General features: G+C 36.4%; 13 protein-coding genes. 4 read left to right on the top strand and 9 right to left on the bottom strand.

From position 1 onward, the window contains the following. Positions 1-6 precede the first annotated feature (6 nt). From ACN0U3_RS08135 to ACN0U3_RS08110, 6 genes are all read right to left on the bottom strand, one after another. Positions 7-939 (bottom strand): M23 family metallopeptidase, encoded by a 933-nt coding sequence (locus ACN0U3_RS08135; protein ID WP_299205855.1) that lies wholly within the window; start codon positions 937-939, stop codon positions 7-9. Between the two features lie 113 nt (positions 940-1,052). Further along, positions 1,053-1,493: a TlpA family protein disulfide reductase gene (locus ACN0U3_RS08130; RefSeq protein ID WP_417265809.1), complete on the bottom strand. Its 441-nt coding sequence runs from the start codon at positions 1,491-1,493 to the stop codon at positions 1,053-1,055. Positions 1,494-1,510: 17 nt separating this feature from the next. Further along, on the bottom strand, positions 1,511-2,176 hold the full coding sequence (locus tag ACN0U3_RS08125; protein WP_299205857.1) for a metal-dependent transcriptional regulator: 666 nt from the start codon (positions 2,174-2,176) through the stop codon (positions 1,511-1,513). Between the two features lie 128 nt (positions 2,177-2,304). After that, entirely contained in the window at positions 2,305-4,980 is a 2,676-nt protein-coding gene (locus ACN0U3_RS08120; protein ID WP_417265808.1) for a gliding motility-associated C-terminal domain-containing protein, read from the bottom strand. Positions 4,981-5,056: 76 nt separating this feature from the next. Next, entirely contained in the window at positions 5,057-5,962 is a 906-nt protein-coding gene (locus ACN0U3_RS08115; protein ID WP_417265807.1) for an alpha/beta hydrolase, read from the bottom strand. 1 nt (position 5,963) lies between these two features. Then, positions 5,964-6,641, bottom strand: coding sequence for a hypothetical protein (locus tag ACN0U3_RS08110; protein ID WP_417265806.1), 678 nt, complete (start codon positions 6,639-6,641; stop codon positions 5,964-5,966). 203 nt (positions 6,642-6,844) lie between these two features. Here ACN0U3_RS08110 and ACN0U3_RS08105 point away from each other — a divergent pair, with 203 nt between their 5' ends. From ACN0U3_RS08105 to ACN0U3_RS08090, 4 genes are all read left to right on the top strand, one after another. Next, positions 6,845-7,855, top strand: coding sequence for an amidohydrolase family protein (locus ACN0U3_RS08105; RefSeq protein WP_417265805.1), 1,011 nt, complete (start codon positions 6,845-6,847; stop codon positions 7,853-7,855). A 17-nt stretch (positions 7,856-7,872) separates the two neighbouring features. Beyond that, positions 7,873-8,655, top strand: coding sequence for an META domain-containing protein (locus ACN0U3_RS08100; RefSeq protein ID WP_417265804.1), 783 nt, complete (start codon positions 7,873-7,875; stop codon positions 8,653-8,655). After that, complete coding sequence (locus ACN0U3_RS08095) at positions 8,655-9,221, top strand: hypothetical protein (protein WP_417265803.1); 567 nt, start codon at positions 8,655-8,657, stop codon at positions 9,219-9,221. The genes ACN0U3_RS08100 and ACN0U3_RS08095 overlap by 1 nt, the downstream gene beginning before the upstream one ends. A gap of 111 nt (positions 9,222-9,332) precedes the next feature. Next, on the top strand, positions 9,333-9,515 hold the full coding sequence (locus tag ACN0U3_RS08090) for a hypothetical protein (RefSeq protein WP_417265802.1): 183 nt from the start codon (positions 9,333-9,335) through the stop codon (positions 9,513-9,515). Between the two features lie 13 nt (positions 9,516-9,528). On the opposite strand, the gene ACN0U3_RS08085 is transcribed toward ACN0U3_RS08090, so the two are convergent. Genes ACN0U3_RS08085 through ACN0U3_RS08075 form a run of 3 tightly spaced genes read right to left on the bottom strand, consistent with a single transcriptional unit; the run spans position 9,529 to position 12,202 of the window. Then, a complete protein-coding gene (locus ACN0U3_RS08085) occupies positions 9,529-10,206 on the bottom strand; it encodes a KdsC family phosphatase (protein WP_417265801.1) in 678 nt (225 codons plus the stop codon). Next, on the bottom strand, positions 10,206-11,204 hold the full coding sequence (gene aroF / locus ACN0U3_RS08080) for a 3-deoxy-7-phosphoheptulonate synthase (RefSeq protein WP_417265800.1): 999 nt from the start codon (positions 11,202-11,204) through the stop codon (positions 10,206-10,208). The genes ACN0U3_RS08085 and aroF overlap by 1 nt, the downstream gene beginning before the upstream one ends. Continuing rightward, complete coding sequence (locus tag ACN0U3_RS08075) at positions 11,201-12,202, bottom strand: CBS domain-containing protein (protein WP_417265799.1); 1,002 nt, start codon at positions 12,200-12,202, stop codon at positions 11,201-11,203. The genes aroF and ACN0U3_RS08075 overlap by 4 nt, the downstream gene beginning before the upstream one ends. Between the last annotated feature and the right edge of the window lie 4 nt (positions 12,203-12,206).

The following is a 12,206-nucleotide window of genomic DNA, read 5'->3' as shown; positions in this document are numbered from 1 at the left end:
TAGAAATTATTTTACACGTAGCGATCGTCCTATTCTAAGGGTTGTTGTAGGCTTAATGTTATTCAATCGACACAACTGTCCAACTGTGGTTCTGTTTCGTCTAGCAATGTGCCCTAAAGTATCTCCACTTCTTACCCGGTAATAAACGGGGGCTGCAACACCTGCAGAACTGGCAAATTCAGAGGAATGACTAGGAGCAGCTCCTGGTCTAAACAATCCTCTATGAACAAATAAGTTTTGGTCTCTAATTTTCTTGTTTTTGAAATCAATAATTTCTTCAGGATTCAAAGGCGCATCATAAAAGCGTGTTTCAAAATGAAGGTGTGCCCCATAAGAACGCCCCGTATTTCCACCCAAACCAATTGGATCTCCAGCTTTAACCCACTGATTTGGAACAACAATTAATTCTGAAAGGTGAGCGTAAAAAGTTTCTAGTCCATTATAGTGACGAATTACTACAAGGTTACCGAATCCAGATTTATTGTATTTTGAATACCTAACTTTTCCATCAAATGCGGCAACAACTGTATCTCCAGTATTCAAGTTGATATCAATTCCATTGTGATAGCGTCCTCTACGATATCCATATCGTGAAGTTACAACACCATCAAAAGGCATAACGAAGTCTGAATAAGAAGAATCCGTCACACATAGCCAAAGTGTATCGTTGAGTAATGATAAATCATTTGATCGGTTTGAAGAATAGCATCTATCACTATCCCAAGGCCATTCATAATTCAATGTAGAGTCATTTTCAAAGTATTCATGAACAACATCATTCAAGACTCCGTCAAATTCTAGATCTTCAAGATATTCCCATGTACGATTTTCGTAAATCAACATCTTTCCGTTTGGCGTATCTATGGTGTCTTTCACTGATTGGGCAGTCAAAGCATTCCCCATAATTACCACAACGATAATCATTAACAATTTTCTCATGTATGTTTAACGCTACTTAATTCTATAGTACAAGAATTAAAATTAATGCATCAAAAATAGCGATTTAACTGAGCTTATAACACAAATGATATTAAAAGTTGTAAACAGAATACTTAGGAAAACTGTTGTGCTACCTCTTGGAGGGCATATTCTAGTTTCATTTGTGCTCCTTCTTGCGATCCGAAAAAGGAGTGCTGAATCTCACCATGTCCGTCTATCATTACCCAATGAGGAGTTCCTTCGCAATTGAAGTAATCATATAATTCATGTTTATCTTCACGGTAAATATTGAAAGGACTTTTTTGTTCCGTAAAAACAGAAAGCACCTCTTCACTCGAAAAAGGTGTTGGTCGAAAATTAGAATGGATCACAATCAAGTTAATAAAACTATACGCTTGTTGAAGTTTATAGGCCAATGGAATTGCTCTTCCTGTACACCCAAGGCAATTGGTATTGTAAAAAAGCACCAAATTCAATCGCTTTTTTTGAATTAATGCTGACAGCGTAAGAACTTCATCATTTAATCCTACAAGTTCTATATTTGGAAATTCCATTCTGTTATGATTAGGTTTTATTTTATTTGAACAATAATTTTCGAAGACGCTTCTGCCGACAAGTTTAGCAGTTTATCGTTTAGCAAAACCTCTGTCGAATGGTCAAATTCGAATCTATCTTTAACTTGGATAGCCATTCCTAGCTCGATTCCATGCTTATCTAAATATTTCAAAAATGAAGCAGAACTATCAGCCACTCCTGTTATTTCCGCAGGTTTATTGATCTTTAAATCAATCAGTTTAACAGTTTCTTCACGATGTATGATTTCTCCATTCTGATCTGGAATAGGGTCGCCATGCGGGTCAAATTTGGGGAAGTCTAGAAATTCATCCAAACGATTGGTCAACTTTACAGATTGAATATGTTCTAATTGTTCAGCAATTTCATGCACCTCATCCCAACCAAAACTAAGTTTTTCTACAAGAAAAGTTTCCCAAAGACGGTGTTTACGAATTGTTTTTAAGGCCGCTTTTTTTCCTTCTTCCGTCAATTCACAGCCTTTGTATTTTTCGTATTGTATCAAGGATTTTTCAGCTAAACGCCTTACCATATCAGTAACGGAACTCGCTTTTGTTTCCATTCTATTTGCTAAATCATTTGTACCAACAGGCTTATTAAGCGTTTTTTCAAGATAGTATATGGCTTTGATATAATTCTCTTCACTTTGTGTTAAATGATTCATAGCAACTTTAAGTTTAAACAGCAAATATAAAATATTAGTTTAGATAAATCTAAAGCTTAGAAATACGCATAAAAAAAAGGCTACAATTCAATGTAGCCTTTAATAAAATTCACTTGGTGTTTTCTTATTTACTTAAGAACGTTAACCACACCTTTAAATTCATATTTATTATCATTTTCATAATCCAATGCTGTAATAGTCCATATGTACGAACCATCTCGAACAATGTTATCTCCATATGTTCCGTCCCAATAACCTTCTGGATCAAAAGATTCAAAAACTTTTTCCCCCCAACGGTTAAAAACTTCAAGGTGGAAATTGTAGACATCTACACCAGAAATGTGAACTCTCCATTTATCATTGAATCCATTGGCATCAGGAGTAAATGAGTTTGGTGCAAAGAGTAAAACTTCATTTTGAATTCGCACTAATTTTTGCAGTGTATCAGAGCATCCATAGGCATTTTCTACCACAAGAATTAAAGGATGGTTTTCTATTTCAGCCGGATAAGTAAAGGTTGGATTTTGAAGCGAAGAATAACTAGGCTCCGCTCCTTCAGCAATCCATTCGTATGAAACGATATCATTACTTGATTGACTAAATGCATCCACAGTAGGTTCGAAAATTGAAGCTGGATTTGGATTCACATAAAAATTCGGTTCTGGGAAAGGATATCCTTCAATTAAATTAGGATAGCTTTTAAAGTAACGACATCCTCTGTTGGTTACCACTTCCATTTCCACATCATATACCCCTACACCAAATTCATGAGTAGCTGAATTACTTCCTGGAACAGTATCTTGCTCTCCATCACTATAACTCCAAACAGTATAACTGATTGTTTCAGTGGTGTTGGTTGTATTATCAAAGTTCACCTCGATTGGGAAACATTCACCTGTTTTATCAGGAGAAAGAGTTGGGTCTACTTCAGCAGGGTAATCAACTTTCACACATCCTGTAGCAGCTGGCGAACCACACTGCTCAGTAATTGTTACACAATATTCTGTTGAACTCGCTGTTGGCGTAACATAAACCTCACTTCCATTTCCAACTACCTGACCATTTAATGTCCATTCGTAAAAATAAGCACTACTTCCTCCTGCTCCATTTGCAAATAGTCGCACTGAGTCTGCTATACAAATAATGGTGTCTTGTGACATACTCCCCACAGACAAAGCAGGTGGTTCGTTGATTACAAAGTCTTCTGTAATCACACATCCATTATCATCTGTTACAGTCAATGTTGTAGTACCAACAGCCAAATCATCTGCTGTTGCTGAAGTTGAATTAGAACCTGTCCAACTATAGGTGTAAGGCGCAGTTCCATCAGTAATTTCAACAGTTACAATTCCATCATTCCCACTGTTACAAGTTACATCAACTTGATTTACAACATTAAGTTGCATCGCTGGGATTTCTGAGATTGCCACAACAACAGTGTTTGAACAACCAATATCAGAAGTAATCACACACTCGTATGTACCTGCTGGCAAACCTGTAGCAGTTGCGGTTGTTTGGTTATTTGCATCATTCCATTGATAAGTTACATTTCCAATTTCAGGAACCATTGCAGCTGTTGCCGTTCCATCAGATCCACCCGGACAAGAAACTGGTGTTACACTAGAATCATAATTTGCAGGGGTATCTCCAACCGTAACATTGGTCGAAGAAACACATCCATTTCCATCAGTCATATTTACAGTATATGTTCCAGCAGAAACATTATTAACCGTTTGTGTTGTCGCCCCTAAACCAGGCCAATCATAGGTATAAGGAGACACTCCTGAAGTCGGTGTTGCAGTAACACTTCCCATTCCCGCAGAACACACATCGTCTTGAGCTGAAGCCGTCACGCTTGAAGTTAATCCTGTAATGAATGTAGTATCAGAAACGGCTCCTACTCCTGTACCACAAGTAGAACTTGCGATAAAATATCCCACTTCACCTGTTTGAGCTGTTGTGTTCAATTCTCCATTATTATATGGATAAGAATCTCCATTGGTATTGTGCCAAACGATATTGTTGTTATTTGCTGTAGTTACAATAGCGAATGGAATGGGTGTTAAAGTATAATTATCGGGTCCTGTTGGAGTAAATCTATACCCATCATTTTGCAAATCAAAAACTTGATTATTTCTTCCTGGTACAGGATGAGCAATTGATCCGTTTTTGTTCAGACCATGTGTTGCTCTACCACTTCCCCAAGCCATACAAGTTGTTTTATTTGAAATGTGCGTTTCAATTACGTCAGTTCCTTCGTAGAGTAAAACTGCTCCTGTAAAACATAAATTAGGCGCATGACAAGAAGAACTAAACATAGAAAGTCCATCCCAAAATACAACCGCTATACGATTAGGGGCAGCACCAATTACTTCAAAGTAAATATTCCCTCCTTGAGGTTGGTATAAATCTTGCCAAACAGACATAATGGAATTCTGCATTGTTGCGGTAGTTGTCGGTATATTTGTTACAGACCATGATGCATAACCACCTGCTTGAGCAACATTAAATGAAATTGTACCGTTATCACTTACTATTATTTGATTGTACACAGCTCCATAAAACCTAAAGTTAAACCCAAGGTTAATCACTCCTGTAAAATCATCATCACCTAAATTATATGAAGCTGGATTCGATAATGTAAAGATAGAAGAGTTAATTCCTCCTCCACTACCACATGTTTCAATAGTTATTGGATCTCCAACACATGCAGATGCATCGTTACCAAGACAAACTGTTTGCTGACCCAGTGCGTAGACTGACCCAACTAAAAATGAAACTAATAAATATAAACTACGAGACATAAATTTGTTTTTTGTTATCCTATAAACGTTTGGCGGTTAGTGAAGGTTGTCTATACATTAAAATATTTTAAAAGAATTATGAATCACTCAAAATAAAACTGAGAAGACTTTGCTTATATTCCTCAAGACCAATAAAAACAGGCACATTGTTATGTCCTGCTCCAGGCACTTCACTTTTAATTTTCCAACTCATATTGTGGTTGTTATAGACCAATTGTCCATGTGAAGTAAAGGATAAAAAATCATCATCAATTCCATGCATCCAATACAATGGAACATTACATTGTTTAATTTGTTCAGCGTTATCAATTTTAATGTCCACCATGTAGGAAGAAGGCATATTTATTAATGAGGCATCTTGCACCATAACTGCACTGCTGGCAAAGGGCGCTTCCAATACAATTTTATGGGGTTGTAGAGCAAATGATTTGTCCCCTGCCGATTTGCATGTCGCTGCGCTTCCTAATGAATAACCGTATACAATTAAGCGATCATTTTCTAATCCCTTTTCTTTCAACCAATTTAAAGCACCGTCTGTTGCGGCATACATGTTTTCTTCCGTGGGCTTACCCTCAGACAAGCCGTAACCAGGATAATCAAACATTAAAACCCCAAACCTCCCTTGGTGTCCAACATAACTTAATAGCTTTTGTCTGGGCCAATAATGATCCATGTGATCTCTATTTCCATGACAATATAAAATAACTGTATCCGTTTGAATGGCATTCACATCTCCTACAAAAATTGCCGCAATTTTCAAGGTTTCCTCTCCATCTTCAATGGTAAATTCAAATTGATGGATGTCACTTTCAGGGATATAATAATCTGTAGGAAGCTCCAAAGACAATTCTCCTGCATAATTATCTAAACGATATTCAGTAATGCTATTGTCATTATTAAATAAGAAATCGTCCAATCGCTTTCTGCATCCTACGAAAAGGATGAATACAGCAATTAACACGATGGAAATAATACCTCTCATTTTAAAATCTTCTAATTAATCCAAAGTACAAACCTGTTGCACCTTTTTTTCCTGTTAAACTAATATAATCTAAAACGATATCTTCATTCGATGAAAATGGAGCAAGTAACTTAAGTTCCGTTTTAAAGGTCCATTTCTTCCAATTCAAATCATGTCCTAAATTTAACATTGGAACTACAACCGTTTCTTGTTTTTCACCATGCGCTTTTACACTGCTCAATTCATACCAAGACCCTATCCCGACATACAGCATATTGGCACTTGGTCTCCCCCCTTTGTTGAGCAAGTCATCCTGCGTAAGGGACCTGAAATTATATTTATAAAAATAATGTGCATCCAATTGAGGCCAAAACTTAAAATTATTTTCGAACACATCTATAGCCGTATTGAATCCAAGCATAGCAGAAGCACCATGTTTTTGATTTTTGCTTTTCCATGCACCGTAGGTTGCACCGCCCCCAATTTGGGCGACACCAAATACTGCAGCAGTTGTATACCAACTTCCATGTATGGTTAAATTATTGCTTACCCCTCTACCGTAGGTAACAGAAGAAAAAGGAATCGGTATAGTAGCAAGTCCTGGCACCTTAACCATTGGCCCTCCCAAATCGATTCCAATTGCGTTTTCATTTTTTGACAGAGGCTCAACAAACCTCGCTGGTCCGCAAGCACTAAGCATTAGAGCTATGATTCCAATGAATAGTAGATAATTCCTTGAGTACATTGTGCAAATATACAGATTCTTAGTTTATTGAACAATAAAATATTGTATTCCACCAATGATTAGCTTCTGACTTCAGCTTCAATTAAAATAGATTCGCAATTCAAATCAAAATATTTTTTGGTATTTTGTCGACTTAAGCTTAAACTAATATTTTCATTATGTTAAAAATTGACATGCACACCCATATCATTCCAAAGACACTTCCTGATTGGGCAAAAAAGTTTGGATATGGTGATTTTATATTCCTTGAAGAAAGAGATGATGGTAAAGCCGATATGATTCAAGGAGGTAAATATTTTCGAACAATTAAAGAAAACTGTTGGGAAGAGGATGTCAGAATTAAAGAATATGAAAATTTCAATACACAAGTGCAAGTAGTTTGTACGATACCAGTATTGTTTTCCTACTGGGCAAAGCCAAAGGATGGTCTTGAAGTCAGCCAGTTTTTAAATGACCACATTATAGATTTGGTTACGCGTTACCCAAAAAACTACATTGGATTAGGAACGGTGCCTATGCAAGATACGGAGTTGGCCATTCAGGAATTAGAGCGCATCCATAAATTAGGAATGAAAGGAATACAAATTGGCTCCAATATCAATGGACTAAATTTAAGTGAAGAACGTTTCTTCCCTATTTTTGAGGCCTGTGAAAGACTTGGACTCGCAGTAATGATTCATCCATGGAACATGATGGGCTTTGATGAAATGAGAAAATATTGGCTTCCATGGTTGGTGGGAATGCCTGCAGAAACCTCGCGCGCAGCCTGTTCATTAATATTCAGTGGGGCATTGGAAAAACTTCCTAAGCTAAGGGTTTGTTTTTCTCATGCGGGAGGTTCATTTATTCCGACCATAGGAAGAATTGAACATGGATTTAATTGCAGACCTGATTTAGTGGCTATTGACAACGATGTAAACCCTAGAAAATATTTAGGGAAGTTTTGGATAGATTGTATCACTCATGACATCGACATGTTGAAATACATGATTAAGGTACAAGGCAGTTCTAAAATTTGTTTAGGAACAGACTACCCTTTTCCACTCGGTGATTTAGAAATTGGTAAGTTTATTGAAGAAAGTGATCTTTCGCAACAAGTAAAAGAAGATATTTTTGCAAATTCTACTATAGAATGGCTTAATTTAGATAAAAACGATTACCTTAAATAAATAGAAAAACAACAAATATGAAAGTTATAACATCAATTATATTAACAAGTGTACTTTTCCTCAGTGTGGGATGCGGCAACTCTAAAGAAAACAACAAAAAGAAGGAACAAGTGGAAAATCAATCTGAAATGGGACAAGTAAAACACCCTTCACCAACCGCTGTTGATTTCTATGCGAACGCTCAAGACGAGTCTTGGAAGCTATCTGTTCGATTTGGAGGTCAAATTGTTTTTACAGACACCAAAAACAACATTTATTTTACTTCAGACACCAATGAAAAAATCGTTGCACAAGGAGCTGATGTCGTTCAATTATTCAGCGAAAATAAAACACACATCATACGTGTGAATATAGATATCGTAGACTGCATGGAAACGGGAAAAAGTGTTAACATAATGGTGCGTAAAACAAATGAAAAAAAGGGAATCGATTACTCAGGATGTGGATTTTACAGAGGAACACCTCAAATACATGACATTTGGGCACTTGAAAAATTAAATGGTGAAACACTTACCGCGAGACAGTTTCCAAAAGAACGTCCACATTTTGAATTCAACCTCAACACTAAAAAAATGAGTGGATTTGCTGGATGTAATCAAGTCAATGGAAACCTAAGGTTCGAATACAACAAAATGATTGTTGAACAATTGGCCTCCACAAGAATGTACTGCGGTGAAACTTCAGATTTAGAGAATGAAATTTTAACTATTCTCCGTGGTCAACCAGTATATCATTTAAAAGGACTAAATTTAATTCTAGAAACACCTAGAGGTAGTTTAACATTGAAAAAAGTAGACTAATGACAACAAATGAAAACATACCAGTAAAAAAAGATACAATGGCAGGTTCTAGTTCCATTGGAAAAGAAACGCCTAAAAAGAAGCCTTTTTGGAAAAAGCATTTTTTAAGTCTCTTCCTTTTTGTGCTATTAATTATTAGTGCGGCATGGGGTTATTTCGCAAACAGAGCAATGGAATCTAAATACGAAAAAGAAATCACTGCCCTAACACAAGAGCATGAAGCAGAGATAGAAAGGATAAAAGTTGAAAACATAAAACAACTTTCAAACACTTTAGCGCTTGCCGTGCGTAGTGAAATGATTGCCGAAAACATGAATCAAGTTAATCAATACTTCTTGCAAACCCTTAAAACATTTGATGTTGAAAAGGTTATGCTTGTAGATCATAACACAAGTGTTGCTCTTTTAAGTACAAACAAGAAAGATGAAAACACCAACTTTAGTGATCCTGGTTTAGTGAATGCCAAAGAGGCCATGACAAAAATGTACAATAACCACCACTACGCTGCCACTCCAATTATGGGGTTGAACACACAACTAGGTGTTTTGATTATTCAAGTGGATTAGAGACAGTTATCCTAACAATAAAGAAAATCACTCTCGATATCGGGAGTGATTTTTATTTTCCAGAACAAAATTGGACTCATTATTGCTATATCAATACTAAACTTAGAAATTATGATGTTAAAAGAAAGTAAAATCCCCAAGTGGAAAGAAAAAGAAAACAAGTTCAAGAGTCAATCGTTTGATGATTCTTTAGAAGCATTGGGTGCTAATGGTGCGTTCATTAATGCAAAGCAAGTAAATCAAGCGATAGTATCTCCAACCCAAACTTCAAAAAAAGAACTCTGTGAAGATTAGTCCATTATTTTGACTACTTACCCTGTAAAGGTTCGTCCAGTAAATAATGGTCTATAAATTCACGCACGCAACCTCTCCCCCCCTTAGCTTGAAGAACCAAATCGACATGTTGCTTTACAACCGGAACAGCATCAGCTGGAGCAGCAGAAAACCCAACACTTTTCATTACCTGTAAATCATTGATATCATCACCGATAATACCAACTTCAGCCAAATCAATGTTTAGTTTTTCACACCATCCTTTTAGTATTTCCATTTTCGGATCTCGTCCAACATATAAATGTTCGATGCCTAAAAGTTCTGCTCTGGCTTTCACCATTTCAAGTTTAAATCCAGAAGAAATGATACCGACCTCAACACCATGTTTTTTTAAAGCCATTATCGCCATACCATCTTTGGCATTATACTTTTTAATCTGATCCCCATTCTCGGAGAAGAACATTCCAGCATCAGTCATTACTCCATCAACATCTAGAATCAGCAATTTTAGCTTTTTCAGTTTTTGTTTATCAACAGATAAATTATAAGAAAGAAGATTGGTGAGCTGTAGTTTTTCTTGAAAACAAAAAAGTTCAAGCTCACCCAATTTCAAATCAGCTACCTTACCCACATTATGCTCAGTTAAAAACTGCGATAAACTGCGGCCATTTCGCTTTAAAACAGCTTCAAGGTTTGTGGTCAATAATTTCATTATACAATTTTATATCCTACACTCGCTGCAACTGGTTCTATGGCTGACTTCAAAGCAACAAACTGTTCATGGGTTAATTGTTGAGCAGCATCTGATTTAGCAACAGAAGGGTCTGGATGTGCTTCAATTAAAAGTCCATCAATCCCCATAGCCACACATGCTTTTGCTAATTTCTCAATTCCATATCGGTATCCTAAAGCATGACTAGGGTCTAAAATAATGGGCAAGTTTGTATACTCTTGTAAATACGCTACTCCACAAAGGTCTAATGTAAAACGTGTATTGGTTTCAAAAGTTCTGATCCCTCTTTCACATAAAATAACTTGGTCATTTCCACCAGACAAAATAAACTCAGCTGCCTGAACAAACTCTTGTAAAGTTGAACCAAATCCTCTTTTCAGTAAGACCGGTTTATTGATTTTCGCACATGCACGTAAAATCCCTTGATCATACATTGCTTTTGCACCAATCTGAATAATGTCACTGTGTTCAATCACCTCATCAACATGAGTAGCATCCCTTACTTCCGTAATCACACTCAAGCCATGTTCTTCTCTCATTTGAGCCAACAACTTCAAACCTTCCAATCCTAAACCTTGGAAGCTATATGGACTTGTTCTTGGCTTATAACAACCACCACGAAGCGTAGTTAAACCTTGAGATTTTATCAATTGCGCACTTTGCTGAATTTGTTCTAATGACTCTACAGAGCAAGGTCCTCCAATGAGGATGGTATTTTTTGTATCACCTCCAATTGTGAGGTCGCCAATTTTAATTTCACGTGTTTTTTGTTGAAATGCTCTAGAAGCCAATTGCATGTCATTTGCAAAGACCCAGCTTTCTTCAACCTTAGCAGCTAATTCACTAGGAACTTCTTTCATTGATGAAGAAGTGATCAAATGCTGACTTCCATTATAATGGATATGAAATGCTTTATGTTTTTCTGCCAACTGTGCTGCATCATTAGCACTTACAGATGTATTTAATTTTAAAATCATATTTCTCCTTTAATTAAGTTTACGAAGGTAACAATTCCTTCAGTTTTATTATTTGCATTGATTACTGGCAAGTACATCACTGGAAAACTCTGTTTACGCACAAGGTTTAACATGTCATCTACATTTGCCTCTGCATCAATTGTAATGGGGTCGTGATTAATCATTTCAGTAACTTCTAGCCCTGCAATATCTTCAAAGTTTTTTATCATTGCTTTTCTAACATCAGCATTAGATATAATCCCATCAAATTGATTGTTTTTCTCAATTATTGTAAAACCCAGTTTACCTTGATCGATGGCTTCGAGTACCCTTTTAAAAGTAATGGTTTCACATTGAACAACAGGACATTCTTCCAATGGAATCATAAAATCTCGAATTTTAAATTGAGATTGAATAGCGCGTTTTGTCAGGTCCATTAATGCATGACCAACACTTGCCCCTTTAAACAAAAAGCTACCAGAGACGGAAGAATGCACTCCCATATTGCGGAGAATAAAAGAAACCTCTCCATTTACTCCACCATCAACATGCACATTTTTATTTGGATACTTCTTTTTGAATTCACGTATTTTCCTAAAATTTTCAGGGTCAAAAACGCCACCACTTTGTCCAGGGATAGTCGCCATAAAAAGCACAAAATCATATGAAGCATAATCATCAAATGCAGACACTGGAGTTGGTGTGATTAGCGCCAATCCTTTTTCACCTTTAATATCAGCTGGAATTTCTAACTTTTCTTTCAATTGTTCATACTGAAAGGTTACATACTCCACGGGGTGTTTTCTGAGTAAATCGAAGTACTTTTCTGGTGTTTCTGTGATGATGTGCAAATCGATCGGCATATCGCACCATTCTCTAATTTGAGCAATATCATCAAATACACTTAAATCATCATTACAATCTACATGTAGCAAATCGACTTGATGGGCTTCTAGATCTAGAATAGTTTCTTTTAAACTTCTGTTTTTATCAGAGTATATAGAACCTGAAATTTTCATATAA

The sequence above is a fragment of the Brumimicrobium sp. genome (assembly GCF_048268645.1).
Lineage (GTDB): Bacteria > Bacteroidota > Bacteroidia > Flavobacteriales_D > Crocinitomicaceae > Brumimicrobium > Brumimicrobium ulvae.
The sequence above is the reverse complement of the archived record's forward strand: the minus strand, read 5'-3'. Positions and strand labels throughout refer to the sequence as shown.